The sequence below is a fragment of the Glycomyces sp. TRM65418 genome (assembly GCF_019710475.1).
Classification (GTDB): domain Bacteria; phylum Actinomycetota; class Actinomycetes; order Mycobacteriales; family Micromonosporaceae; genus Glycomyces.
On sequence record NZ_JAJFAX010000001.1, the window covers coordinates 775,623 to 801,666 of the forward strand.

Annotated in this window: 24 protein-coding genes; 11 read left to right on the plus strand and 13 right to left on the minus strand. The window is 70.3% G+C overall.

What is annotated here, in order from left to right:
- Positions 1 to 17 precede the first annotated feature (17 nt).
- Positions 18 to 2,558, plus strand: coding sequence for an aminopeptidase N (gene pepN / locus K3N28_RS03575; protein ID WP_228091099.1), 2,541 nt, complete (start codon positions 18 to 20; stop codon positions 2,556 to 2,558).
- 137 nt (positions 2,559 to 2,695) lie between these two features.
- A complete protein-coding gene (locus K3N28_RS03580; RefSeq protein WP_228091100.1) occupies positions 2,696 to 3,652 on the plus strand; it encodes a hypothetical protein in 957 nt (318 codons plus the stop codon).
- Positions 3,653 to 3,706: 54 nt separating this feature from the next.
- Here K3N28_RS03580 and K3N28_RS03585 read toward each other — a convergent pair whose 3' ends face one another.
- From K3N28_RS03585 to K3N28_RS03595, 3 genes are all read right to left on the minus strand, one after another.
- A complete protein-coding gene (locus K3N28_RS03585; RefSeq protein ID WP_374209688.1) occupies positions 3,707 to 4,072 on the minus strand; it encodes a DUF5130 family protein in 366 nt (121 codons plus the stop codon).
- Positions 4,073 to 4,127: 55 nt separating this feature from the next.
- Complete coding sequence (locus K3N28_RS03590; protein WP_228091102.1) at positions 4,128 to 4,388, minus strand: hypothetical protein; 261 nt, start codon at positions 4,386 to 4,388, stop codon at positions 4,128 to 4,130.
- A gap of 305 nt (positions 4,389 to 4,693) precedes the next feature.
- Positions 4,694 to 5,215 (minus strand): HNH endonuclease, encoded by a 522-nt coding sequence (locus K3N28_RS03595; RefSeq protein ID WP_374209689.1) that lies wholly within the window; start codon positions 5,213 to 5,215, stop codon positions 4,694 to 4,696.
- A 296-nt stretch (positions 5,216 to 5,511) separates the two neighbouring features.
- Between K3N28_RS03595 and K3N28_RS03600 the strand changes: the two genes are divergently transcribed.
- Complete coding sequence (locus tag K3N28_RS03600) at positions 5,512 to 6,537, plus strand: mechanosensitive ion channel family protein (protein WP_228091104.1); 1,026 nt, start codon at positions 5,512 to 5,514, stop codon at positions 6,535 to 6,537.
- 76 nt (positions 6,538 to 6,613) lie between these two features.
- On the plus strand, positions 6,614 to 7,060 hold the full coding sequence (locus K3N28_RS03605; protein ID WP_228091105.1) for a globin: 447 nt from the start codon (positions 6,614 to 6,616) through the stop codon (positions 7,058 to 7,060).
- Between the two features lie 128 nt (positions 7,061 to 7,188).
- On the opposite strand, the gene K3N28_RS03610 is transcribed toward K3N28_RS03605, so the two are convergent.
- From K3N28_RS03610 to ettA, 4 genes are all read right to left on the minus strand, one after another.
- Positions 7,189 to 7,989 (minus strand): YbjN domain-containing protein, encoded by an 801-nt coding sequence (locus K3N28_RS03610; RefSeq protein WP_228091106.1) that lies wholly within the window; start codon positions 7,987 to 7,989, stop codon positions 7,189 to 7,191.
- 365 nt (positions 7,990 to 8,354) lie between these two features.
- Positions 8,355 to 8,942: a hypothetical protein gene (locus K3N28_RS03615; protein ID WP_228091107.1), complete on the minus strand. Its 588-nt coding sequence runs from the start codon at positions 8,940 to 8,942 to the stop codon at positions 8,355 to 8,357.
- Positions 8,939 to 9,340 (minus strand): thioesterase family protein, encoded by a 402-nt coding sequence (locus K3N28_RS03620; RefSeq protein ID WP_228091108.1) that lies wholly within the window; start codon positions 9,338 to 9,340, stop codon positions 8,939 to 8,941. Before K3N28_RS03620 ends, K3N28_RS03615 begins: the two co-directional genes overlap by 4 nt.
- Before the next feature lie 2 nt (positions 9,341 to 9,342).
- Positions 9,343 to 11,022 (minus strand): energy-dependent translational throttle protein EttA, encoded by a 1,680-nt coding sequence (gene ettA / locus K3N28_RS03625; RefSeq protein ID WP_228091109.1) that lies wholly within the window; start codon positions 11,020 to 11,022, stop codon positions 9,343 to 9,345.
- Between the two features lie 162 nt (positions 11,023 to 11,184).
- Here ettA and K3N28_RS03630 point away from each other — a divergent pair, with 162 nt between their 5' ends.
- The 3 genes from K3N28_RS03630 (at position 11,185) to K3N28_RS03640 (ending at position 17,144) form a co-directional block, all read left to right on the plus strand.
- Positions 11,185 to 12,618: a trehalose-6-phosphate synthase gene (locus K3N28_RS03630; protein WP_228091110.1), complete on the plus strand. Its 1,434-nt coding sequence runs from the start codon at positions 11,185 to 11,187 to the stop codon at positions 12,616 to 12,618.
- A gap of 66 nt (positions 12,619 to 12,684) precedes the next feature.
- Entirely contained in the window at positions 12,685 to 15,279 is a 2,595-nt protein-coding gene (gene otsB, locus K3N28_RS03635; RefSeq protein WP_228091111.1) for a trehalose-phosphatase, read from the plus strand.
- A gap of 68 nt (positions 15,280 to 15,347) precedes the next feature.
- Positions 15,348 to 17,144 carry a protein kinase gene (locus K3N28_RS03640; RefSeq protein ID WP_228091112.1) on the plus strand — a complete coding sequence of 599 codons (1,797 nt, stop codon included), beginning with the start codon at positions 15,348 to 15,350 and terminating at the stop codon, positions 17,142 to 17,144.
- Positions 17,145 to 17,371: 227 nt separating this feature from the next.
- Here K3N28_RS03640 and K3N28_RS03645 read toward each other — a convergent pair whose 3' ends face one another.
- On the minus strand, positions 17,372 to 17,719 hold the full coding sequence (locus tag K3N28_RS03645; protein WP_228091113.1) for a hypothetical protein: 348 nt from the start codon (positions 17,717 to 17,719) through the stop codon (positions 17,372 to 17,374).
- Positions 17,720 to 18,113: 394 nt separating this feature from the next.
- On the opposite strand from K3N28_RS03645, the gene K3N28_RS03650 reads away from it, so the two are divergent.
- The gene (locus K3N28_RS03650; RefSeq protein ID WP_228091114.1) at positions 18,114 to 18,626 is read left to right on the plus strand and encodes a DUF3145 domain-containing protein; all 513 of its coding nucleotides are present in this window, start codon (positions 18,114 to 18,116) and stop codon (positions 18,624 to 18,626) included.
- A gap of 71 nt (positions 18,627 to 18,697) precedes the next feature.
- On the opposite strand, the gene K3N28_RS03655 is transcribed toward K3N28_RS03650, so the two are convergent.
- Positions 18,698 to 19,345: a DsbA family protein gene (locus K3N28_RS03655; protein WP_228091115.1), complete on the minus strand. Its 648-nt coding sequence runs from the start codon at positions 19,343 to 19,345 to the stop codon at positions 18,698 to 18,700.
- Between the two features lie 99 nt (positions 19,346 to 19,444).
- Between K3N28_RS03655 and K3N28_RS03660 the strand changes: the two genes are divergently transcribed.
- Positions 19,445 to 20,338: an AraC family transcriptional regulator gene (locus K3N28_RS03660; RefSeq protein WP_228091116.1), complete on the plus strand. Its 894-nt coding sequence runs from the start codon at positions 19,445 to 19,447 to the stop codon at positions 20,336 to 20,338.
- A gap of 271 nt (positions 20,339 to 20,609) precedes the next feature.
- Here K3N28_RS03660 and truB read toward each other — a convergent pair whose 3' ends face one another.
- The 4 genes from truB to K3N28_RS03680 form a co-directional block, all read right to left on the minus strand.
- Positions 20,610 to 21,518, minus strand: a complete 909-nt coding sequence (truB, locus tag K3N28_RS03665) for a tRNA pseudouridine(55) synthase TruB (protein WP_228091117.1) — start codon at positions 21,516 to 21,518, stop codon at positions 20,610 to 20,612.
- 226 nt (positions 21,519 to 21,744) lie between these two features.
- On the minus strand, positions 21,745 to 23,070 hold the full coding sequence (locus tag K3N28_RS03670) for an MATE family efflux transporter (protein ID WP_228091118.1): 1,326 nt from the start codon (positions 23,068 to 23,070) through the stop codon (positions 21,745 to 21,747).
- Positions 23,067 to 23,516: a 30S ribosome-binding factor RbfA gene (rbfA, locus tag K3N28_RS03675; protein WP_228091119.1), complete on the minus strand. Its 450-nt coding sequence runs from the start codon at positions 23,514 to 23,516 to the stop codon at positions 23,067 to 23,069. Before rbfA ends, K3N28_RS03670 begins: the two co-directional genes overlap by 4 nt.
- Before the next feature lie 174 nt (positions 23,517 to 23,690).
- Positions 23,691 to 23,987 (minus strand): DUF503 domain-containing protein, encoded by a 297-nt coding sequence (locus K3N28_RS03680; protein WP_228091120.1) that lies wholly within the window; start codon positions 23,985 to 23,987, stop codon positions 23,691 to 23,693.
- Between the two features lie 172 nt (positions 23,988 to 24,159).
- Here K3N28_RS03680 and K3N28_RS03685 point away from each other — a divergent pair, with 172 nt between their 5' ends.
- Positions 24,160 to 24,690: a DUF6069 family protein gene (locus K3N28_RS03685; protein WP_228091121.1), complete on the plus strand. Its 531-nt coding sequence runs from the start codon at positions 24,160 to 24,162 to the stop codon at positions 24,688 to 24,690.
- 86 nt (positions 24,691 to 24,776) lie between these two features.
- Positions 24,777 to 26,039, plus strand: coding sequence for a sensor histidine kinase (locus K3N28_RS03690; protein WP_228091122.1), 1,263 nt, complete (start codon positions 24,777 to 24,779; stop codon positions 26,037 to 26,039).
- Positions 26,040 to 26,044 lie beyond the last annotated feature (5 nt).

The window sequence follows — 26,044 nt, forward strand, 5'->3', positions numbered from 1 at the left end:
ACTGATCAGGAGGCACTGTGGCGGCAACCCACATTCTCACCCGGGACGAGGCGCAGCGGCGCGCCGAGTTGCTTCGCGTCGAGTCCTACACCGTGGAGCTCGACCTGACCGGGCACGAGCAGGGCGACACCTTCGGCTCGCGCACCGCCGTCAAGTTCTCCTGCGCCGAACCCGGTGCGGAGACCTTCATCGAGATCGCCGCCGAGCGCATCGAGGACGCCTACCTGAACGGGGAGCCGGTCGACATCACGGCCTTCGACCCGAAGGCCGGGCTGCGGATCACCGACCTCGCCGCCGAGAACGAGCTGGTCGTCAACGCGGTCTTCGCGTACTCCAGCGACGGCCAGGGCCTGCACCGCATGACCGACCCTGTCGACAAGGAGACCTACCTCTACTCGCAGTTCGAGGTCGCCGACGCCCAGCGCGTCTACGCCTGCTTCGACCAGCCGGACCTCAAGGCCGCCTTCACCTTCCAGGTGCGCACCCCCGAGCACTGGATCGTCGTCTCGAACATGCCGGCGGCCTCCGAGACCGTGATCCCCGAGATGCGGGTCAAGGTCACGCTGTTCGAGGAGTCCGTGCGGATGAGCCCGTACATCACCGCGATCTGCGCGGGGCCCTACTACGGGATGCACGAGGAGCACGACGGGATCGACCTGGGCCTGTACTGCCGGCAGTCCATGAAGGACTACCTCGATCCCGAAGGGGTCTTCGAGATCACGCGGCAGGGCTTCGACCACTTCCACTCGCACTTCGGCGTGCGCTACCCGCTGCCGAAGTACGACCAGGTCTTCGCCCCCGAGTACAACTTCGGCGCGATGGAGAACTTCGGCTGCATCACGATCGCCGAGGCCTCGTTCCTGTTCCGCAGCCAGGTCACCGACTTCGAGCTGGAGCAGCGCGCCAACGTCATCCTCCACGAGATGGCCCACATGTGGTTCGGCGACCTCGTGACCATGCGCTGGTGGGACGACCTGTGGCTCAACGAGTCCTTCGCGGAGTGGGCCAGCCACTGGGCCAACGTCGAGGCCACCCGCTTCGACGGCGCGTGGACGACGTTCCTGTCGGCGCGCAAGAACTGGGGCTACGGCGCCGACCAGCAGCCGACCACGCACCCGGTGTACACCGACGCGGGCGACACCGAGGAGATCCAGGCCAACTTCGACGGCATCACCTACTCCAAGGGCGCCTCGATCCTCAAGCAGCTGGTCGCGTACGTCGGCATCGACCCGTTCCTCGCGGGCCTGCGGGCCTACTTCGAGAAGCACCAGTTCGGCAACGCGGTCTTCTCCGACCTGCTCGGCGAGCTGGAGACCGCGAGCGGCAAGCCGCTCAAGGACTTCGCGGACACGTGGCTGCGCACGGCGGGGGTCTCGACCCTGCGGCCCGAGATCACCGTGGACGGATCCGGGAACTACAGCGAGGTCACGGTCCTCCAGGAGGTGCCCTCCGAGCACCCGACGACTCGCACGCACCGCATCGCGATCGGCCTCTACGACCTGGACGGCGCGCAGCTCGTGCGCCGCGAGCGGCTCGAAGTGGACGTCCACGGCGCTGCCACGCCGATCCCCGCGCTCGCGGGCGTCAAGCAGCCGGACCTGCTCCTGCTCAACGACGACGACCTCACGTACGCGAAGCTGCGCCTGGACGAGCGGAGCCTCGCCACCGCGGTCGAGCACACCTCGGCGCTGGACGACTCGCTCGCCCGCGCGCTGATCTGGGCCGCCGCCTGGGACATGCTCCGCGACGCCGAACTGGCGGCGACGCGGTTCGTCGAACTCGGCTGCTCCAGCCTGACCACCGAGGGCGACATCAACATCGTCACCGTCGCGCAGCGGCAGGTCGCCGGGGCGCTCGCGTACGCCGACCCGGCCCGCCGGGCCGATCTGCGCGACCGGTGGGCCCAGGCCGCGAAGGCCGCGATGGACGCCGCCGCGCCGGCCTCGGACCCGCAGCGCTCGTGGGCCAAGGCCTACGCGTCCGCCGCGAGGTCCGAGGCCGATCTGGCCCGCATCGGCGGCTGGCTCGAAGGACGCGACGTCCCCGAGGGCCTCGCGGTCGACGCGGACCTGCGCTGGGCGCTGCTCACGGGCCTGGTCGCCAACGGGGCCGTGGGCGAGGAGGCCGTCGACGCCGAGCTCGACCGCGACTCGACCGCCGACGGGCGGCGCCTGTCGTTCGTCGCCCGCGCCGTGGTGCCCACGGCCGAGGCCAAGGCCCGCGCCTGGGAGCGGATCACGGACCCGAGCACGGAGAACTGGGTCCGCCGCTCCTCGATGCTCGGCTTCGCCCCGCTCGACCAGGCCGACCTGGTCCGCCCGTACCTGCAGTCGTACCTGGACACGCTGCCGGAACTGTGGGAGAAGCTGGGCGCGCAGCAGGCGGTGGAGTTCTCGAAGCTCGCGTTCCCGTCGAACCTGATCGAGCCCGAGACGCTCAAGGCGCTCGACGCCTGGCTCGCCGAGGACCGGCCCGCGCCGGTCAAGCGCGGCGTCGCCGAGGGCCGGGCCGACATCGCCCGGGCGCTGGCGGGCCGGGAGCTGGACGCGGCCTCGTAATGCCGATGTGAGCCGCTTCGGGGCTCCGGGACCGCTGTTCACAACGGTGTCCCGGAGCCCCGAACGCTTCTCACGGCGTTGATAAGCTCGCCGCATTGCCCCCACCGCCTCCTCGGCGATGAATGGAGAGAGCCGTCTTGTCCGCGCTTTTGCCGGTGGCCGTCCTGAGCGCCACCTTGGTCGCGTTGTTCGGGATCGTCCTGCCGCTCCTGCTGCTCGGGCCCATGCTCGCCTCGCGCACGCGCCCGCAGCCCCAGCAGCTGATGTTCGCCGTCGTCCTGCTCATCCCCACCGTGCTCGTCGGTTCGGGCTTCATGGCCTGGTGGGCGATCGACTGGCTGCGCCGCTACGACGTGCCCGCTCCCGAACTGGTCGGCATCGCGCTGGTCGCGGCGGCCGTGATCGGGTTGATGGCGCCGCTGCGGATGCCCAGCGGAAGCGGGCCGTTCTGGCTCAAGCCGCTCCTGGGCCTGGCCTCGGGCGTGCTCGTCCCGATGTCGATCATCGGGGCGATCGACGCGGGCCTCCACGAGGTGGCCGCGCTCGGCGTCGGCGTGATCGTCCTCGCGGTGCTCGTGGTCGGTTTCCGGATCGTCGCGAAGCCGCTCGCCGACCGGCGCCAGCTCAAGCGGGCGCGCAGCTCGGTGCGGCGGTTCGAGGGCCAGCTGGTCGACGTGGCCGACGCGGCCTGGAAGCTCTCCAGCGCCCGCGGCGACGCGAACCGCATCGTGCTGACCTACAACGGCGAGTCCGGCGGACGGCAGGTCGGCGCGGCGCTCATGCTCAAGCGCGACATGGACTGGGTCCCGAAGGCCAAGGAGAACGAGGCGGCGGTGTTCGAACTGGCGAAGGGCCTGGGCGGTCACCCGACCGAGGCGGTCCTGGCGCAGCGGCAGATCGGCATGCCCGCGACGCTGACCATGCGCATACCCGGCACGACGATCCTGTCGATCCGCGAGACGGTGGCCGACACGTTGTCGTGGGTCGAGTTCATCGGCAAGCTCGAACTCACCGACGCCGAGGGGCTGCTGAACCGGCAGTTCCCGGCCGCGGCCGAGAAGAACGGAGCCGTCGGGAACGGCAAGGCCGAGTAAGGCGGACGGCACGGCGAAGGCCCGGAAGCTCGGCTTCCGGGCCTCGTCGTCGCGTTAGCTGCCGGCGGCGGTCTCCGCGAGCATCCGCAGGCCGGTGATGATGCCTCCGGAGAGCTGCCCGGCGCCGAAGGCGGCCTCCATCGAGAAGACCACGAGGGCCGCCGAGCGGTCCGGGATCTTCTCCTGGGCGACCTTGCCGGTCACGATCTCCAACTGCCGCTGCTCCGGTGAGACGGCGATGAGCACGGACCGGTCCGGGTCGGCGAGCTTGTCGTGCAGCGCCTCGGCCGCGCCCCGCACCGGGTCGTGCAGCGGACCGACGTAGACGCTGTAGTGCAGTCCGCCGCCGTCGCGTTCGGCCGCGGCGAGGGCCTCGTCCAGGTGCAGGAGCTCCCGCACGTCGAACGGTCCTTCGAGCATGGGCTCCCGCACCTTCTCAGGGCTCTCGTCCACGCCTTCCACGATCGCGACCTGGTTACCACTTGCCATGCGCGCCTCCCTTGGGTCCACTGGCGACGGTCTCGCCTCGGTGCTCGCCGGACACGATCGCGGTCGCGCCGGACTCGTCGGCCACCGCGCCGTTGCGGGCGACGAACCACACGGGTTTGAAGTTGTAGGGATCGCCCGCGCGGTAGCGGGACTGCGGCCTCGGGTGGCGCAGGAAGATCACGGCGAAGACCGCGACCACAACCAGGATCGGGGCGCCGAACAGTATCAGCAAGTCCTGGAACGTCATGTTGCTCCCCCAATTACAGGTACAGGGTGACCTCGCCGATGTGCGGCCGGCGAGCGGGCGCCGCGGCCGGACCGGATGTGCGGCTGGCGAGCGGGCGCCGTGTCAGGCCATCAGACTAATCCAATTACGCCCCTCACATCGCCGCAGGTGGTGACTCGGCGCAGTCGGTCGCACCATAGGCCGGTCGCGTCGGTGAGCACGGCTTCGGACGCAGCGTGGCCCGCCGACCGGTCGCTCGGCGCAGATGCGGCGCGAAGGCCGCGCCGAGGCGACGCGAACGGCGGGCCCCGCCCGTCCGATGGCGGCTACGAGAGCCGGGCGCGCTCCTTCCCGTGGCGGGGCAGCCAGGCCTCCCACGCGGGGTCGGGGCGACGCTGGCCGCGGAAGCCGCGCAGCTGCCAGCCCGAGGGCGGGCGCGGGGCCCGGGGCAGGCGCCAGCCGAGCTCGGCCAGGGTCTTGTCACTCTTGCGGTGGTTGCAGGGAGCGCACGCCGCCACCACGTTGTCCCACGTGTGGGTCCCGCCGCGGGAGCGGGGCACCACGTGATCGATGGTCTCGGCCGACGCGTTGCAGTACACGCAGCGCCAGTCGTCGCGGGCGAAGACCCCGCGGCGCGAGGGGCTCGAGCCGACCTGTCGGGGGATCGGAACGTAGCGGCAGAGGCGGACCACGGAGGGGACGGGGATGTGCATGGTTTCGGAGCGCAGAAAACCGTCACCAGGAGTGACGGTTTCGGCTTTGCGGGTGAGCAGCAGCACCGCCGCCCGCTTCACCGGTATCACGCACAGGGGTTCATAGCTCTGGTTCAGGACGAGGGCCGAACCCAGCGTGCCCGCATTGTGCGTGAAAAGATTCGGATGCACCCCTGGGGCAGGGTCATCGCTGTCGAGCGTGCTCCTATGTCGAGGACCTATCACGGTGACGTACCTCCAAGCCATCGGTCCTGTCAAGTTTGACCTAAATCTCAGAAAATTGCACCCTGGTTCCGTGGGATCTTGCATGACGAGCGAATATCGTCTGTGCGAACCCAGGACGACACCGAACCGAACGGGCGTCGGAGGCCTGGCGAAGCGCGAACCATGGACCGCCCCGACCGCGGGCGACGACCTTGAGAAGGACGAACGTGGCACTGCTAGCCGCCAGTGGAGGGGCCTCGCCCTGCGAGTCGGGCTTCAACTCCTGCTCGCTGCTGTGGAAGATCACCGAGAGCGAGGGCTTCGCCGAGACCGGCGGCACGATCCTCGACAAGATCGGGCAGATCCTCCTCATCCTTCTGGCGGCCTGGGTCCTCCGCTGGATCGTCAACCGCTCGATCGCGCGGATCATCAAGCAGGTCACCTCGGTCAAGGGCCCGCAGGGCATCGCCGAGCTGGCCGAGCGGCTCGCCTCCTCCGCGAACCGCCGCGGCGAGATCGTCGGCGACCGCTCCCAGAAGCGCGCCGAGACCCTCACCGGGGTCCTCCAGCACGTCGCGGGCATCGTCATCTGGACCGTGGCGTTCATGCTGGTGCTCAGCGCCTTCAACGTGAACCTGGCGCCGATCCTGGCCAGCGCCGGCATCGCCGGCATCGCGATCGGCTTCGGCGCGCAGAACCTCGTGCAGGACTACCTCGCCGGGATCTTCATCCTGCTGGAGGACCAGTACGGCGTCGGCGACGTCGTTGACGTGGGCGACGCCTCGGGCTCCGTGGTCGACATGGGCCTGCGGGTCACGACGCTGCGGTCGCTCGACGGCACGCTGTGGTACGTGCGCAACGGGCAGATCCTGCGGGTGGGCAACTCCAGCCAGAGCTGGGCGTACGTGCTCATCGACACGCCCCTGCCGCCGTCGGCGGACATCGACCGCGCCGGGGAGATCATCACCGAGGTGGCCGAGGGCTTCGTCCAGGACGACGAGTGGCGCGAGCACATCCTCGAGGCGCCCGAGTACCTGGGCCCGGTCGAGGTCACCATCGACGTGATCAAGGTGCGCCTGGGCGTGCGGACCACCTCGGATCAGCAGTGGGCGGCGGGCCGCGAGCTGCGCCTGCGCGTGACCGAGGCGCTGCGCGAGGCGGGCATCATCGACCCGGCGGGGACCGGCCGGATCTACGTGCCGCGCTCGGTCGCGAGCGGCGGGGCCGCTGGGGCGGACGGGACCGGCGCATAGGTGATGTGCGGCCCATTCGGTGTGACGCGTGCCGGATCGGCTTTCCAGTCGGTGCCGGGGTTGGCACGATTGGGAGATGCCTAGTAGTGACAGCCCCCGCGCCGTCGCGTCACTGACCTTGAAGACGCAGCCGGCGCCAGGTCAGCCCGCGCCCACCCAGTCCTTCTATGAGGCCGTGGGCGGTGAGGCGACGTTCGAGCGCCTCGCGAACGCGTTCTACGCCCAGGTCGCCGAGGATCCGATCATGCGGCCCATGTATCCCGACGAGGACCTGCGCCCGGCCGCGCGGCGGCTGCAGATGTTCCTGGAGCAGTACTGGGGCGGCCCGCACACCTACTCCGAGGAGCGGGGCCACCCGCGTCTGCGGATGCGTCACGCCCCGTATGCGATCGGCGAGCGCGAGCGCGACGCCTGGCTGCGGTGCATGCGGCACGCGATGGACGAAGTGGCCCTGGCGCCCGAGTACGACCGGGTGATGTGGGAGTACATGGAGCGGGCGGCGGACTTCATGCGGAACGCATGAAGCGTGGGCGCAATATGAGGAACGCATGAAGCGTGGGCTCGACATGCGGAGCAGCTGATCCGAGCGGTATGACGACCGAAGGGGCCGGACCACATCAGTGGTCCGGCCCCTTCGCACGTTCGGTTCGCTTAGAGCAGTTCGCCTTCGAGCCATTCGACGAAGGTGCCGGAGATGGCGGTGCCGCAGTCGATGAGCTCTTCGAGCAGGGCGGTGGTGATACCGGGGCGGACGGGGATCTGGATCTCGCCGAAGACCGGGAGGGCGCCCGATTCGGTCGGCTCGCCGAGGTAGGCCTTGAGGAAGCGGCGGGTGCGGTTCCATTCGTTCATGGCCGCGTAGCCGCGCTCGGCCCACTCGCGCGGGACGGTCTGGTAGGCGCGGGCGCGCAGGACCAGGATGTCGGCGTCGGGGCCCTCGGCGCGGACCTGGACGATGTGCCGCTCCCAGAGGGCGACGATGCCGCCGTTCTCGTCGACGAGGTAGCGGATGTCGAGGTGCCTCAGCGCGGCGACGATCCGGTCGGCGTCGAGCGGGGAGGCCTCGTCGGTCCGCTGCTCGGCGGCCTCGGCGGCGATCTGCTCGAGGTCGGTGATGAAGTCGGGGTCGATCTCCTCGAGGTCCCGCTTGATCAGGTGCCAGCGGTCGACCTCGGAGATCTGCTCCCGCTCGGGGCCGAGCAGGAGCTGTTCGGCGGTGAGGTCGTGGCGCAGCTCTCGGGAGGCGAACTCGAGCTCGACCTCGTACTCCTCGCTGTCGGCCTCCTGGACGTCCTCGTGCCGCTCGGCACGCGGGTTCGGGACCGCGTTCGGCTGGCTGCCGCGCGCCTGGGCGCGTTCGGCGGTACCGCCTATCTCGCTGTCGACCTCGGCGATCGCTTCGGCGATCGCCTCCTGCTGTGCGTCGCGTTTTCTGCTGCGCCACCATGCCATGGTGTTGTCCGCCTTCCCACCCAAAATGCGAATCACTGGCACTGCTTGGGTAATACGTTGGCTTTGCTGCTCGGCTGAACCATTGGTTGTGATTGGTTGTGCTTCGCGGGGGCATAGCCAAGTTACGTCGCGTTGCAGTGAGCAGACTAGGGCTCGGCACCGACATGGCACAACCGTCAGCCAATACTGTCCGAAAGTATGAACCGTCGCGCGTTTGTTCGCAGGCCAGAACTGGGTACTGTCACCAGTTTCATATGTATCAGAGCGCGACGTCCCGTCCCATCCTCCGGACGTCGGTTATCCGTCTCCGAACGGTCGGCATCTCACGGTGCGTACACCGGCCGTCACGGTATGTGCGATATCGGTCACAGCAAGGGCAGGCCGCGGTCCCGTTCCCAGACGGCGCCGTACGTGGCGGCCAGTCCGGTGCGGCGCCCGGCCTGCAGCACGCGCACCGGGTCCTCCGCCAGGAAGCCCATGCGGCAGAGCGCGGCCACGAGGCGGACCTCGACGGCGGCGGTGCCGCCGTCGTGCTCGACGCGGAGCGCCACGTGGTCGAGCATGGCGTCGCGCAGGCGGCGCTCGCCGACGCCCTGGCCGCGCCGCTCACGGAGGGCCTCGGCGGCCTTGCGGTCGATGTCGGCGATGTCGGCGGCCGGGACGGTCTCCACCGTCGCCCAGGGCTGCTGCGGGAGCCGCCCGCGCCATGCGGCGGCGGGCTGGGCGGTCGACGTGCCCGCGGCGAGGCCGCCGGCCCGGTAGACGCCGTCCGCGGGGGCCTCGGGGCCCGCGTCGCGGACGGCGAGCACGCCGATCGGCAGCGCGGCCCAGATCCGGCCGCCCCGCACGAGGACGAGGGAACCGGGATCGAGCCTGGCGGCCCTCGCGGCGAAGGCCGCGACGTCCCCGGCGATCGTCGGCTCGTTCACGGGCGGCTCGCCATCGGCGGTCATTCGGTCCACTGCTCGAGGAACGCCCGCTCGGCGGGGGTGACCCGGCGGGGCCGCTGGGAGGCCACGTCGTAGGGCACCATCACGGACTTGGCGCGCAGCGCGAGCTTGTCGTTCGCCATCAGCTCGTAGGCGAACGAGAACGAGGAGTTCCCGATCCGCTCGACCCACAGCTCGACGCGCACCTCCGCGGGCACCACCACGGGCAGCAGGAAGTCGACCTCGTGGCGGGCGACGACGACGCCCTCGCGGAAGCCGGTGAGCCCGGCCTCCGCCGCGACGGTGAACATCATCCCGACCCGCGCCTCTTCGAGCAGCACCATGAACTGGTTGTTGTTCACGTGCCCGAAGGAGTCCATGTCGGACCAGCGCAGGGCGACGTCGGTCTGGTAGCGCGCCACGGCTAGTCCCTGGTGAGCTTCCGGTGGGTGACGCGGTGGGGGTTCGCGGCGTCGGGGCCGAGGCGCTCGACCTTGTTCTTCTCGTACGACTCGAAGTTGCCCTCGAACCAGAACCAGGCCGGCTCGCCGGTCTCCGGGTCGCCCTCCCAGGCGAGGATGTGGGTCGCGACCTTGTCGAGGAAGGCCCGGTCGTGCGAGATGACCACGGCGCAGCCGGGGAAGTCCAGGAGCGCGTTCTCCAGGCTGGAGAGGGTCTCGACGTCGAGGTCGTTGGTGGGCTCGTCGAGCAGGAGCACGTTGCCGCCCTGCTTCAGGGTGAGCGCCAGGTTGAGCCGGTTGCGCTCGCCGCCGGAGAGGACCTTGGTGGGCTTCTGCTGGTCGGGGCCCTTGAAGCCGAACGCGGCGATGTAGGCGCGCGAGGGCATCTCGACCTTGCCGACCATGATGTAGTCGAGGCCGTCGGAGACGACCTGCCACACGGTCTTGTCGCCGTCGAGTCCCGCGCGGTTCTGGTCCACATAGGAGAGCTGGACGGTGCCGCCGATGTTGACCTCGCCCGCGTCGGGCTTCTCGAGGCCGACGATGGTCTTGAAGAGGGTGGTCTTGCCGACGCCGTTGGGGCCGATGATCCCGATGATGCCGTTGCGCGGCAGGGAGAAGCTCAGACCGTTGATGAGCGTCTGGCCGTCGAAGCCCTTGTACAGGTCCTTGACCTCGATGACCGTGCCGCCCAGGCGCGGGCCCGGCGGGATCTGGATCTCCTCGAAGTCGAGCTTGCGGGTCTTGTCCGCCTCGGCGGCCATCTCCTCGTAGCGGCCCAGGCGGGCCTTCGACTTGGTCTGGCGGGCCTTGGCGTTGGAGCGGACCCACTCCAGCTCGTCCTTGAGGCGCTTCTGGAGCTTGGAGTCCTTGCGGCCCTCCACCTTCATGCGCTCGGCCTTCTTCTCCAGGTAGGTGGAGTAGTTGCCCTCGTAGGGGTAGGTGCGGCCGCGGTCGAGCTCGAGGATCCACTCGGCGACGTTGTCGAGGAAGTACCGGTCGTGGGTGATCGCGACGACGGCGCCGGGGTAGGCGGCGAGGTGGCGCTCCAGCCAGAGCACGGACTCGGCGTCGAGGTGGTTGGTGGGCTCGTCGAGCAGCAGCAGGTCCGGCTCTTCGAGCAGCAGCTTGCACAGCGCCACGCGGCGGCGCTCGCCGCCGGAGAGGTGGGCGACGTTCTCGTCGCCGGGCGGGCAGCGCAGGGCGTCCATGGCCTGTTCGAGCTTGGAGTCCAGCTCCCAGGCGTTGGCGGCGTCGAGCTCCTCCTGGAGGCGGCCCATCTCGGCCATGAGCTCGTCGGTGTAGTCGGTCGCCATCTCCACGGCGATCTCGTTGAAGCGGTCGAGCTTCGCCTGGATCGGCGCGACGGCCTCCTGGACGTTCTCCATGACCGTCTTCGACTCGTTCAGCGGCGGCTCCTGGGCGAGCATGCCGACCGTGGCGCCGGCGGCGAGCTTGGCCTCGCCGTTGGAGACGTGGTCCTGCCCGGCCATGATCCGCAGCAGGCTCGACTTGCCGGCGCCGTTGGGGCCGACCACGCCGATCTTCGCACCCGGGTTGAAGTACAGGGTGACGTCGTCGAGGACGACCTTGTCACCGTGCGCCTTGCGCGCCTTTTCCAAGGTGTAGATGAACTGCGCCACGCTGATCCTTCGCTTTGCGACGAGCTGTACGGAACTGACCGCCACCCATGATGTCAAGTCCCGGCCGCCGACCGCCAATCGGGCCGCGAGGGGACCGCCTGCGTCACCGCAGCCCCACGGAGAGCGCGCCCCGGTAGGCTGGCGGAAAGGAGGAAAACCGAATTGAGCAACGCATCCTTCATTGTCGTGGCCAACCGCCTCCCCGTCGACTCCGTGGTCGACGACGAGGGAAACCGAACCTGGCGCCGATCCCCTGGCGGCCTCGTCACCGCCCTCGAACCCGTTCTCCAGGCCAATCAGGGCACGTGGATCGGCTGGGCCGGCGTGGCCGGGCCCGCCCCCGAGCCACTCGAGACGGACGACGGCGTGACACTGCTGCCGGTCGAGCTCAGCGAGGACGAGGTCCTGCGCTACTACGAGGGGTTCTCGAACGCCTCGCTCTGGCCGCTCTACCACGACGCGGTCGAACCGCGTCAGTTCCGCCGCTCCTGGTGGAAGTCCTACTACGAGGTCAACGCCCGCTTCGCCGACGTCTGCGCCCGCGAGGCGGCGCAGGGCGCCGTCGTGTGGGTCCAGGACTACCAGCTCCAACTGGTGCCCGGGATGCTGCGCGAGCGCCGCCCGGACCTGCGGATCGGGTTCTTCCTGCACATCCCCTTCCCACCGGTGGAGCTGTTCATGCAGCTGCCGCACCGGATGGAGATCCTCAAGGGGCTCCTTGGCGCCGACCTGGTGGGCTTCCAGCGGCCTCTGGCGGCGCAGAACTTCCTCGCCCTCACCCGGCACCTGCTCGGCTACCGGCCGCGGGGGCACTACGTCACCGTGGACGACCGGCTCGTGCGCGCCGACGCGTTCCCGATCTCGATCGACACCGCCTACAACGAGGAGGTCGCCTCGAGCGAACGGGTCCGTCAGCGGGCCAAGGAGATCCGCGCCGAGCTGGGTGATCCCGAGACGGTCATCCTCGGGGTCGACCGGCTCGACTACACCAAGGGCATCGAGCAGCGGCTCAAGGCCTTCCGGGAGCTCCTGGAGGACGGCCGGCTGCAGGTGCCGAACGCGGTGATGGTCCAGGTCGCGACCCCCAGTCGCGAGCGGGTGGAGCAGTACAAGGTGCTGCGCGAGCGCGTCGAGCGCCAAGTCGGGCGCATCAACGGCGAGTACGGTCAGGTCGGCCTGCCGGCCGTCCACTACCTGCACCAGTCGTTCGACCGCTTCGAGTTGTCCGCTCTCTACCAGGCGGCCGACGTGATGGCGGTGACACCTTTGCGCGACGGCATGAATCTGGTGGCGAAAGAGTATGTGGCGAGTAGGGTGGACAACCGCGGCGCGCTGGTGCTGAGCGAGTTCGCTGGAGCCGCAGGTGATCTGCGTCAAGCGTTCCTGGTGAATCCACACGATCTGACTGACCTGAAAGACGGATTTGTGACAGCCACCACCGCCCCGCTCGACGATAAGATGAAGCGGATGCGCGCGATGAGGCGTTATCTGCGCAAGCACGACGTGAGTCGCTGGGCGCGCAGTTTCCTCACAGCGCTAGGAGTTCCGGAGCGCAGCGCGGCGTACAATCCGGGCAGCCCGCCAACCGGCGACTGAGGTCACGGCGAACGGGCGGCAGGCACACACATTTCCGCAACGACGGTGTTGGAGAGATACGCCACGATGACCGCACCACGCCCTGGGGGCCCCGCGCCGGAGGACTTCAGCACCTCCGAGGAACTGCGCTCGGCCCTCACTTTGCTCGCACGCGTCCCGCAGCTGCTGGTCGCGTGCGACTACGACGGGACCCTTGCACCGATCGTCACCGATCCGTCGCAGGCGATGCCGCTTCCCGAATCGGTTTCGGCACTTCGGACGCTGGCGAACCTGCCGCAGACGAAGGTCGCGGTCATCTCCGGTCGGGCGCTGCGCGACCTGGCGGCGCTCTCCCGCCTGCCCTCCGAGATCCACCTGGTCGGATCCCACGGGTCCGAGTTCGACGTCGGCTTCACCCGGGCGCTCTCCAGCGAAGACCAGCGGTTGCGCGACAAGCTCGTGGCCGAGCTGTCCGCGATCGCCGAACGCTACGAGGGGGCCCGGGTCGAGCCCAAGCCGGCCGGCTGCGCACTGCACGTGCGCGAGGCGGCCGAGAAGGACGCCCTGCGGGCGATCGAGGACGTCCGCGAGGGACCGGCCACTTGGGACGGCGTGCAGACGACCGAGGGCAAATCGGTCATCGACCTGTCCGTGGTGACCACCCACAAGGGTGATGCTCTCGACAAACTTCGCCACCAGCTGGGGGCCTCCGCGGTCCTGTTCCTGGGCGACGACGTGACCGATGAGAATGCGTTTGCGCATCTTCATGGTCCGGATGTGGGCGTCCGCATCGGCGCCGGCCCGACCCGGGCGGCCTTCCGCATCGGCGACCCCGAGGACGTCGCCAAGCTGCTCGCGCAGCTCGTCGACACCCGCCGGGCGTGGCTCCAGGGCGAGCAGGCGCAGCTCATCGAGCGGCACACGATGCTCGCCGACGGCGCCAACCACGCGCTGCTGACCCCCGACGGCCGCGTCACCTGGATGTGCCACCCGCGGCCGGACTCCGGGTCGGTCTTCGCCGACCTGCTCGGCGGCGAGCACGCCGGGCACTTCACGGTGCAGCCGGTCAACGCCGGGATCCCGCTCGGCCAGCGCTACGTGTCCGGGACCATGACCGTCGAGACCCGCTGGCCGGGCCTGTCGGTCACCGACTGGCTCGACTCGACGCCGCGCCGCCGCGGCGACCTCAACGCCACCGTGCTCGTGCGGGAGATCAGCGGCGAGGTCCCCGTCAAGATCACCTTCGCGCCGCGGCCGGAGTTCGGGCAGCTGCCCGTGCAGCTCCAGCCCGTCGGCGACGAGGGCCTGCGGGTGCTCGGCGGCCGCGAGCCGATCAGCCTGCGCTCCCCGGGCGTGGACTGGCACATCGAGTACGACGGCCAGCACTCGCTGGCGGTCGCCACGGTCGACCTGAAGGCCATCGGCGGTTCGCTGGTGCTGGAGATGCGCGCCGGCACCGAGAACCTCGGCGAATGGGCGCCGCCGATCATGGTGCGCCGCCGCACCACCGAGGCCGGGTGGCGCAACTGGTCCGACTCGCTGCGGCTCCCCCGCGTCGAGACCGAGGCCGTGTCGCGTTCGGCCCTGACGCTCAAGGCCCTGTGCTACCAGCCCTCGGGCGCGATCCTCGCGGCCGGGACCACCTCGCTGCCCGAGGAACTGGGCGGCGTGCGCAACTGGGACTACCGGTTCTGCTGGATCCGCGACGCCGCGATGACCGCGAACGCCCTGGTGGACCTCGGCTCGCTCAGCGAGGCCGAGTCCTACTTCGAATGGGTCGCCGGGATCATCGAGCGGACCGCGGGCCACCCCGAGCGGCTCGCGCCGCTCTACGACATCGAGGGCCAGCCGCCCTCGCCCGAGGCGATCATCGACACCCTGCCCGGGTACGCCGGGGCGCGCCCGGTGCGCATCAACAACGCCGCGTCGAACCAGGTCCAGCTGGACGTGTTCGGGCCGGTGGCGATGCTCATCGAGGACGTCGCGCAGCGCCGCGGGCACTTGTCGGACTTCGAGCAGCAGGTCATGGGCAGCATGGTCGAGGCCGTCGCCAAGCGCTGGCACGAGCCCGACCACGGCATCTGGGAGGCCCGCCAGGCCCCGAGGCACCACGTGTACTCGAAGGTCATGTGCTGGGTGACGGTGGACCGCGCCCTCAAGGTCGCCGACCAGTTCGGCATGGAGGCGGGCCCGGAATGGCCCGAGCTGCGGGACCAGATCGCCCGCAACGTCCTGGAGCTGGGCTGGAACGAGGAGGTCGGGGCCTACACGGCCGCCTACGGGCACGACGACCTCGACGCCGCCTCGCTGTGGGTGGGCCTCTCGGGCCTGCTCCCGGCCGACGACCCGCGGTACCTCAAGACGGTCCTCAAGATCGAGGCCGGCCTGCGTTCGGGACCGACGGTCTACCGCTACCACCGCGACGACGGCCTGCCGGGCACCGAGGGCGGGTTCATCATCTGCGCCGCGTGGCTCGCCGAGGCGTACCTGCAGGTGGGTCGCCGCACCGACGCCGAGGAGCTGTTCGAGCAGATCCTCGCGTGCGCCGGTCCCACGGGCCTCCTGCCGGAGCAGTGGGACCCGATCGCCGAGCGCGGCCTGGGCAACCACCCGCAGGCGTACTCGCACCTGGGCCTGATCCGGGTCGCGAACCTCCTCAACGGCCACAGCGGACGCATCTGAGGGTTCCTCGAGGCGGGGGCTACTCTGTTCGGAGACCAGACACAGTCTCCTGACAGGAAGCCCCCGCCTTGAGCTCCGCCACTCCGGCCATCCCCGGCTACCGCGACTTCGAGATGGTCGCGCACGGGTCGACCGCGTTCGTCTACCGCGCCGTCCAGGAGCGGCTCGACCGGACCGTCGCGGTGAAGGTCCTGCTCGTGGACGACGACATGACCACCGCCGACTCGGTCGAGAAGGAGCTCGAGGCCACGGTCGCCGTCTCGAACCACCCGCACATCGTCTCGATCATCGACACCGGCCACACCGACACGGGCCAGCCGTACATCGTCATGGAGTACTGCGCCGAGGGCTCGTACTCGGCGATCATGAAGGCGAACGGGCCGCTCCAGGTCAACGACGTCATCGAGGTCGGCGTCAAGATCGGGCAGGCGCTCCAGGCCGCCCACAACGCGGACATCATCCACCGCGACGTCAAGCCCCAGAACATCCTGCGCGGCCAGTACGGGCCCGCGTTGGCGGACTTCGGCATCGCGCGCACTCCCGCGGCGCTGGCCGCGACGGCCGCGATCGACAAGCTCACGCCCCTGCACGCCTCCCCCGAGGCGCTGCTGCGCCAGGCGCAGACCCCCGCGAGCGACCTCTTCAGCCTCGCCTCCAGCATGTGGCACCTGCTCGCCGGGCACGCGCCCTTCGCGAACCCCGAGGGCGGCACCGACCCCGACACGCACCGGCAGCGCGTCACCTCCGACGCGCCGCCGCCGAAGCTCCCGCGCGAGGACGTCCCGGAGTGGCTGGAGGAGCTGATCGTGCGCGCGCTCGCGCGCGACCCGGCCCGCCGTCCGGCCTCGTGCCAGGCGTTCGCGGAGGAACTGCAGCGCGGCATGTACGGCGGCGGGGTCGGCAAGGCCTCGGCGCCGGCCGTCATCGGCGACGTCAGCAACGAGGAGACCGTCTACCGGCCCGAGGTCGCCTCGCGCGGCACGCGGGTGCCGCTGGACCCGTTCGCGCCGGTCCCGCCGGCGCCGCAGCCCGAACGGGGCGGCACGCTCGGGTCGACCGTGGGCGGCGGGGTCACCGGCGGCGGCACGGGCGGGTACGCCGCGCAGCTGGGCCACGCGGTCGACCCGCGGTACGCGCAGCTCGACGGCGGCGCGCCGCCGGTCTCGGCCGCGCCGTTCTCCGGGGCGCCGCTGAGCGCCCAGCCGTTCTCGGGCGCGCCGCAGGTCGCACCGTACTCCGCGCCGCCGCAGGCGCCGGTGAGCATGCAGCCTCCGGCCGTGCCGTGGAGCCCGCAGCAGTCACCGCAGGCGGGCTCGCCGATGCAGCAGCACTCCCCCGCGCCCGAGCAGGTGTTCGCGCCGCCGGTGATCGGGCGGGAGGGCGCGAAGCAGCGCAAGACCAAGGCCTACAAGGCCCCCAAGCAGATCCAGCCTCGCCAGAAGGACGAACGGAGCCTCAAGTCCTACGTGGTCCTCGGCCTCGTGATCACGGTGCTCCTCGGCGGCGTGATGACGGTGTGGCTGTGGCTCCTCTCCTCCGACAAGAGCGAGGACGACCTCGATCAGGCGAACACCGAGGGCCAGGGCGCACCGCAGGATCTCGCGATCGAGTCCTGGGAGGGCGGTGAGGTCACCTTGTCGTGGACGGCGCCCGAGGGCGGCGAGAACCTCCAGTACGTGGTCTTCGCGCAGCGCGAGGGCGACGAGCAGGCCGAGCCGCTGAACCTCGAGGGGACCTTGGAGACCGCGTTCACCGCGAACGGGCTCATCCCGGAGGCGGACTACTGCTTCAAGGTGAGCGCGCTGTGGAGCGTCGACCGGGTCCCCATGTCCGAACCGGTCTGCACCGCCGATCTGGCGGAATGACCGCGGTCCCATTGGGATCGTCCGCCCGGGGAGAGGGACGCCTCTTCAGCGGCCTTATTCGGGGAGCCGCCGGACAATGACCGATCGCTTTTATCGAACAAATGATCGATTAATTGCGGTGGGACCGAAGGGCGCCGGGGCGACGGCTCGAAAGTGGAGACTTCGGCGACGAAGAAAAGCGCTCCACGCCCTCTCGGGCATGGAGCGCGAACGTCGCGGGTGCGACCCTAAGCGGCGACGGCCTCGGCGGAGAACGCGTCCGCCTCTTCGAGGGCCTTGAGGGTCGAGTCCCAGCCCTGCTCGGGGAGCTTGGCGGCGAAGCCCTCGATCTCGGCCTTGATCTTGGCGCCGTGACCGGCGGCGGCGAGGGCCTTGACTGCCTCGGTGAACTCCTCGGAGCCCGTGGCCAGGTGCAGGGTCTTGCCGTTCGTCAGGTTGCGCAGGTACACGTGCTTCCCGTTGTTGAGCGGGATCAGGTACTTGAACTCACCGAGAACGTTGAGCCCGCCCGCAGCGCCGGCCTTCTGTCCGGCTTTGACGGAAGCGCGTGCGGTTTTGGAAGTGTTGGCTGCCACGCCGGTCTCCTCACCATGTCGTGTAAGACGAATCTTCGGTCTGACACAGGAAGAGCAGCCCGAAAGGCGGGCTCTGAACCTGGGTTGGACCACAAAAGAAAACCGACAGTCCGCCGGTCATGCGCAAGTGTAGCTCAGGGGCGACCTGCGTCGACTAGCACATGCACCTGGTGTGACGCATCGAATGATCGAAAAAGTGAGCCCCCGGAGCGGTTTAAGCCTAGCGCGATGCTTTCGAAGCTGTCAGTATGTAACTGAGCGGAATAGCGCGCCGGGTTCGAGTTCATCCCCCTCTCGCCCCGGCCGATACCCGTTGCACGACTGCAAGTCGTTATGCAATGACCACAAGGAGTGAGCCAGTACTCAGATACGCCGATTCCCAAGGAGGTGCGCGATGCAGACACGCGGCGTGATCTACATCCACTCCAGCCCGCCGGCGGTTTGCCCGCACGTCGAGTGGGCGATCGGCCGTGTCCTGGAGCGCTCCGGCTCCGCCGCCCGGCAGGGCGTGAAGCTGGGCTGGACCCCGCAGGACGCCGAGCACGGCACCATGCGCGCCGAGCGCCCCTGGACCGGCCACGCCGGGATGGGCGCGGAGTTCGCGAAGGCGCTGGCGCAGTGGCCGATGCTGCGGTTCGAGGTCACCGAGGACCCGAGCGCGGGAGTCGACGGCGAGCGGATCATGCACGTCCCGGGCCGCGGCGTCTACCGCGCCGCGATGAGCGCGGGCGGCGACATCATGATCGCGGAGGACCGCATCCGGGCCCTCCTGGCGACCACCACCAGCGCCGAGGCGCTGCGCAGCGGGCTGGACCAGTTGCTGGGCCTGGACTGGGACCGCGAGCTCAAGCCCTACCGGCAGGCCTCCGGCGGCACCGAGCAGTCCTGGCTGTCCCAGGTCGGCTAGACACGGCGACGCGATCGGGCCCCGCGCATCGCGCGGGGCCCGATCGCTCCCCCGGACGGGCCGGGAACCGTTTAAAGGTCGTCGGCGAGGTTGTCGAAGATCGGACCCTCGGTGCGGGAGCGCTTGAGCTCGTAGAATCCCGGGGTCGTGGTCACGGCGTAGACCCCGTCCCACAGCTTCGCGGCGGCCTCGCCCGTCGGGGCGGGGGTGACGACGGGACCGAACAGGCCGACCTGCACGCCCTCGTCGTTCTCGACCGCGACCACCGGGGTGCCGACGTCGGTGCCCACCAGATCGATGCCGTGCTGGTGCGAGGCCCGGAGCGCCGCGTCCCATTCGTCGCTCTTGCCGGCGGCCGCGAGTTCGGCCGGGAGGCCGACGGCCGCGAGCGCGTCGGGAATGTAGACGTCGGACTGCCGCTCCCGCCGGAGGTGGATCCGGTTGCCGAGGGCGGTGTAGAGCCGGCCCAGGGTCTCGTTGTCGTACTGCTCGGCCACCGCGGTGGCGACGCGCACCGCGGGGAGGGTCTTCGGCATGAGCTCGCGGTACTGCTCCGCGAGCTCGTCCAGCTTCGGCTCGTTGAGCACGAAGAGGCTCATGACGTTCCAGCGAACGCGGAGGTCGCGGTGCTTCGCCGCCTCGATGATCCAGCGGGAGGTCATCCACGCCCAGGGGCACGCGGGGTCGAACCAGAAGTCTACGGTCTTGGTTTCAGCCATGGCCCCACAGTACTTCAAATTTAAACAAGTCTACGAGCGGCACCGATTTATGATCGAGAGACACAGTGAAATCACGATAAAACGGATAAACTCCGCTCGATGCTGGTGAATACGCGACAAGACGACATCATGGGCCGCCTCTTCGAGACCGCCGGCGAGCCATTCGACGGCCGAGGCTCGATCGGCGGGCTTGAAATCCTGACCCTCGCGCGGCTGCGCGCGAGCGCCGCCGCCCCGGCGCTGCCGTTCCGGTCCGACCGGCACTGCCTGCTCACGTTGACGTCCGGTTCGATGCAGCACGCCGTGGACTTCACGAGTCACTCACTGGGCCCCGGTCAGTGGCTGTGGACGCGGCCGGGACAGGTGCAGCAGTGGGGCGGCCTGGAGGGGGCCGAGGGGACGGTCATCCGCTTCAGCGGCGGGTTCCTGGACTCGGACACGGCGATCGGGGTGTGCGTGGACGATCCGCACGCGCCGGTGCTGCGCACCCCGGCGAGCGAGGACCACGCGCTCCTGCGCGCGGCGACGACGCAGCTGCAGTGGGAGTACTCGGCGGACCGGTTGGCGCCGGAGACCCGGTTCGAGGTGCTGCGGCATCTGCTCGCGGTGCTGGTGCTGCGGCTGGCGAGCCTGCCGGGAGCCGAGGGCGCGGGCGAGCCGAGCGAGGTCTATCTGGCGTTCCGCGACGCGGTGGAGCGGGACTTCGCGAACACGCGGCGGCTCAGCGACTACGCCAAGGCGCTGGCCTACTCCCCCAGGACGCTCTCGCGCGCGACCCTCGCGGCGGCCGGAATGCCCGCGAAGGAGTTCATCGACCGGCGGGTCATCTTGGAGGCCAAGCGGATGCTCGCGTGCTCGGCGGCCCCGGCGGCGCGCATCGGCGAACAGTTGGGGTTCACGAGCGCCACGAACTTCAACAAGTTCTTCACGCAGCGGACGGGCACGACGCCGATCGCCTTCCGAACCGAAGTCGCGGCCCCGAGGGACGTCTGAGCGCGTCACGGGCGGGCGGAGGAGGCCGCCGGACGGCGGGCGCCACGTCGGTCCGCAGGAGCCTCGGCGTCGGGCCCCGGTCGTCCATGACGCCCGAGGGGTCCGACGAGGCGGTCGCGTCGGGTGTGCGACCTGAAACGCCGAGCAGGGCTTCCGGTCGCCTTCGGACGGGGGAAGTCCGCAAGGGCTTCGGGATCGGGCGCCGGGTTTCCGTGGCGCCCGAGGGGTCCGTCCGGCCGCGTCGCCGTCCCGCAACCGAGCCCGTCGCCGGTTACGACGCGGCGGCGAAGACCGTTTCCGGTTTCGCCTGCTCGCCGTTCTCGGTCATGACCGCGAGCAGGTCGCCGTCCTCATTGAGCACCGCGTAGCGGCCGGCGATCCCGGCCGCCGCAAGGGGTTTGCCGTAGGACAGCGCCTTCGCCTCGGCCTCGGTGGCCGTGCGCACCGGCATGAGCCGTGCAGCGGCCTCGCCCATGGTCAGCGCGCCCAGCGGCTCGCCCGCCTCGGACCGCTCCGCGAGCGTCTCCAGCGTCGCCGCGGCGTCGAGGCCGAAGCCGCCGATTCTGGTGCGCCGCAACGCGGTCAGGTGCCCGCCGACACCGAGCGCGTTCCCGAGGTCGCGCGCGATGGCGCGGATGTAGGTGCCCGAGGAGCAGGAGACGTCGACGTCCACGTCCACGAACGGGCCTTCACGGCGGATCGCCTCGATTTCGATGGCGGCGATGGTGACCCGCCGAGCCCGCAACTCGACCGTCTCGCCGTCGCGCACCCGCTTGTAAGCACGCTGCCCGTCGACCTTCACGGCGCTCACCGCGCTCGGCACCTGGTCGATCGCACCGGTCATCGCGGCGAGGCCCTCGCGGATCGCCTCGTCGGGCACCCCTGCGGCATCGGCGCTCGCCGTCACCTCGCCCTCGGCGTCGTCGGTGACCGTCGACTGCCCGATCCGGATGGTCGCGGCGTAGGACTTGTCCAGCCCCGACACGTAGGTCAGCAGTTTGGTGGCCTTGCCGACGGCGACGATGAGCACGCCCGTGGCCATCGGGTCGAGCGTGCCGCCGTGGCCCACCTTGCGGGTGCCGCAGATGCGGCGCATCCGGGCGACCACCCCGTGAGAGGTGATGCCCTGCGGCTTGTCGACGACGATGAGGCCCGGTTTCGGCGGCGGCGCTGTGGTCACGGTCGTAGAGGCTAACCGGCCGTCCTGCGCCGTGGCACGGCGGTGCCTACTGGTGCCGGTCGAGTGATTCCTGAAGGGCGCGCAGGGCCTCCGCCTTCTCCTGGTCCCAACTATCGGGACGGGTACGGCGCTTCCGTCGAGTCGATGAATCAGTGTTCATCCTCGACACCTTAACGAAGGTTCAGGCGTCTTTCCGCGCCGAATTCACATAGTGAGATGAGAATGTTCAGCCGCGCTCGGCGCCGGTGACGGCCCAGGCCCCGGAGCGCAGCCGCCAGAGGAGGAGCCCGAGGCGCACGAGCATGTACACCGCGATGCCGCCCCAGATGCCGGTGAGGCCCCAGCCGAAGACGAGGGTGAGCCACGTGAACGGCAGCCCGCTCGCGATCGAGACCACGGTCATGTTCCGCATGAAGCGCAGGTCGCCCGCGCCGATGAGCACGCCGTCGAGCGCGAACACCACGCCCGCCACCGGCAGGAGGAGCACCAGCCACGGCCAGACGCGGCCGAGCTGCTCGTGCACCGCGGCCTCGGAGGTGAACAGGTCGGGCAGGACCGGCAGGAGCGCGAGCACCGCGAGGAGGAAGACGGTGCCGTAGCCGAAGCCGACGACCGTGAGGCGCCTGGCCGAGGCCCGCGCCGCTTCGGGCCGCCCCGCGCCGAGGTCGGCGCCGATGAGCGCCTGCCCGGCGATCGCCACCGCGTCGAGGGCGAGCGCCGCGAAGAACCACAGCTGCATACCGATCTGGTGGGCGCCGAGCGCGGCGGTTCCGACCCGCGCGGCCACGGCCGCCGCCGAGAACGAGCTGACCTGGAACGCGATGCCGCGGATGATGAGGTCGCCGTTGGCGACGAGCTGCTTGGACATGAGCGTCCAGTCGAGGCGCAGCGGGACGCGTTCGCGCCGCAGCGCGAGCAGGAACAGGACGCCGGAGATGGCCTGCGCGACGGCGTTGGCCCACGCGGAGCCGACGAGGCCGAGCCCGACCGGGTACACCAGGATCGGGGCGAGGATCGCGGAGAACAGGAACGAGGCGCTCACGAACCACATGGGCCGCTTGGTGTCCTGCACCGCGCGCATCCAGCCCTGCCCGGCCCCGGCCACGAGCAGGAACGGCGCGCCGAGGACGGCGACGCGCAGCCATTCGGCGGCCGCGGACTCCACCGCCGGATCGTCGCCCATGAGCCCGGCGACCGGACCCGCGAGGAACTGGAACGCCACGACCATCGCCAGGCCGGCGGCCAGCGCGATCCATGTGCCCTGAACGCCTTCGGCGACCGCCCCGGCCCGGTCGCCCGCGCCGAAGCGCCGAGCGGCCCGGGCCGTGGTGCCGTAGGCGAGCACCGCGCCGATGAGCGGCGCGAGACCCATGATGACGCCGCCGAGGGCGAGGCCCGCGAGCGGAACCGCGCCGAGGTGGCCGACGACGGCCGTGTCGATGAGCAGGTAGATCGGCTCCGCGGCGAGGACCACCAGCGCCGGGATCGCCAGGGCGGCGATGCGGCGGTAGGAGGCGGGCTGCGGCGCGGGAGCCGTCGTGCCCGAGGTCACCGAGGAGGCTCTTCCGCCGTCTCCTCGTCGTCCTCGTCCACCACGTACGGGTTGGGGTCGCCGGCGTACGCGGCGCCTTCGGCGATCTTGTGGACCTCGGCGTCGGCCGCGGCGGCCTTGGCGAGGAGTTCCTCGATCCGGTGGGCCTGGTCGGGGACGGTGTCGGCGACGAACTGCAGTGACGGCGTGTGCCGCATCCCGAGGGCGCGGCCCACGGTGGTGCGCAGATGGCCGGTGGCGTGCTCCAGTCCGGCCGCGGAGGCCTTCACCTGCTCGTCGTCGCCGAGGACGGTGTAGAAGACCGTGGCTTCGCGCAGGTCGGGGGTCATGCGAGCGTCGGTGATGGTGACCATGCCGACCCGGGGGTCCTTGAGCTTGCGCACCGCCTGGGCGGTCAGCTCCATGACCCGCTTGGCCACCTGGGCTCGCTTGGACGCATCTGCCATCGCACTCCTGCCTTCCGCTTCATGCGCACCTCTGAACGGTGCGCCTCACTAATCTACGGCTCGCGAGCGTCGCCGAGACCGGCTCGTCCACGGCTCGTGAGCGCGCCGAGGCCCTGCCGCCGCGCACCGCGAGGGCGCGCCGCTCCCGATCGAGACAACCGCCCGTCGCCCGGGCTATTCGTCTTCGGGGCCGAAGACGCGCCGTCTGGCGCTGAGGAGCTCCACTTCGGGACGTCCCGCGACATGGTGCTCGCAGGCGTCCAGGATCTCCTGCACGTGCCGATGGTCGCCGGCCACGGCGGCGACGCCGACGGTGGTGCGGCCGTGGACCTCCTGGTCGCCGACCTCGGCCACCGCGACCTCGTACTTCCGCAGCGAGGCGACGATCGGGCGCACATAGGAGCGCTTGGCCTTCAGCGAGCGGACGTCCGAGGGCAGGAGCAGGTCGAATTCGGCGCATCCGGTGAACACCGCTCTAGATTACGCGTCGCCGCCGACATCCCCAATATCTTTGCGTCCGCCGGAAAACACCGGTTTCGCGACCTCCGTCACGGGTACTGTCACCTTGGGCCGGTCAGACGTGCCCAGCGCGAGCTCGCGCGCCCCCTCGGCGCGCGAGGACCGCCGAGGAGACGGAGGAACCATGTCGACACCGCAAGGCGGGTGGGACGGGAACTACCAGGAGCCGACGAGGCGGTACCCGGCGGCGGCCGAGCCGCGGTCCGGGGAGCGTCCGTCGGTCGCGGCGGGAAAGCTGTGGGCGGGCGGATTCGGGACCGCCGTGGTCGCGGCGCTCGTCGCGCTCGTGGGGATCCTCCTGGTGCGCGGAGTTCTCGGGATCCATATCCTCTCGCCGTCGGACGCGGGCGCCTACGGCGACGCGTCCACCACGACCTACGCGTTCGGCGCGTTCGCGGTGGCGATCCTCGCCACCGGCGTCGTGCACCTCCTGCTGCTGCTCATGCCGCGGCCGATGAGCTTCTTCACCTGGATCATGCTCCTGCTGATCGCCGTGGGCGTGCTCATCCCGTTCACCGTCGTCGCCGAGCTGGAATCGCAGATCGCGACGGCCGCGATCAACCTGGTCATCGGCATCTGCATTCTCAGCCTGCTCAATTCCGTCGCGGGGATCGCCACGCGCGATCCGCGCGCTCCGGGGGCCGGCGTGGCGTAGGCCGACGCCGAGGTAGGGCTGTCCCTACCCTGAAGACACAGGACGGCCGGGTCGTGGCGACGACCCGGCCTTTCTAGTGTTGACGTATGCGAAAAACCCTGCGGCAATTGGGCGTCGACACCGGTTATCTCCTGTCGATGCTGTTCATTGCCCTGCCCTCCTTCATCATCGGCGTCGTCGGCACGGCGCTCGGCGTCGGCACCGCCGTCATCTGGATCGGCGTGCCGATCGCCGCGGCCACCCTCTTCGCGATGCGCGGCATGTCCGCGGCCGGACGGGCGATGCTCCCGGCGGTCCTGCGCCGCGAACTCCCCCGCCCCCGGTACAAGCGGGCGCCCGCGGAGGCCTCGGGGCTGCGCCGCTTCCTGACGATCCTCACCGACGGGCAGTCCTGGCTCAACGTGCTGTGGGCCGTCGCCGTCCTGCCGATCGCCGTGGCGGGCTTCGCGATCGCCGTCGCCTGGTGGGCGGCGACCCTCGGGGCGCTGCTGTACCCGGGCTACATGTGGATCATCGAACTCGCCACCAGCGACGGCACCGACGGGCTCGAGTACGCCACGAGGTGGCTCGGGTGGGGCGACTCGTACCTGGCCCGATCGGTCGTCGCGGTGACCGGCGGCGTGATCATGGCGCTGACGCTCGTCCCGGTCCTCCGCGGCATGGCGCTCGCCCAGGCGTTCGTCGGCAAGGGCATGCTCACGTCCATCAGCGGCCTGCACGAGCGGATCGACCAGCTCGAGGAGTCCCGCGACGCCGCGACCTCCGCCGAAGCGGACGCGTTGCGCCGCATCGAGCGTGACATCCACGACGGCCCGCAGCAGCGCCTGGTGGGCCTCGGGATGGAGCTGTCGCGGGTCAAGCGCCAGCTGGCGACGAATCCCGAAGCGGCGCAGGAGACGCTGGAGGCGGCGATCGCCCAGACCCGCGAGACGATCGACGAGCTCCGGTCCCTCTCCAGGGGCATCGCCCCGCCGATCCTCACCGACCGCGGCCTCGACGCGGCGCTGGCGGCCCTCGCGGCGCGCTCGCTCGTGCCCGTGGAGTTGGAGACGAACCTCGATGGCCGCTACCGGGCGTCGGTGGAGAGCACGGTGTACTTCGTGACCGCGGAGTGCCTCACCAACATCGCCAAGCACTCGCAGGCGACCAAAGCGACGGTGGCGGTCGAGGACTGGGGGGATAGGCTGGTGCTCTCGGTCGGCGACAACGGGGTCGGGGGCGCGCACGTCTCGAAGGGACACGGGCTCTCGGGCCTCGCCGACCGGGTCAAAGCCGTCGAGGGGCAATGGACCATCGACTCCCCCGACGGCGGTCCGACCGTGATCGTCGTGGAGGTTCCGTGCACATGACCAGC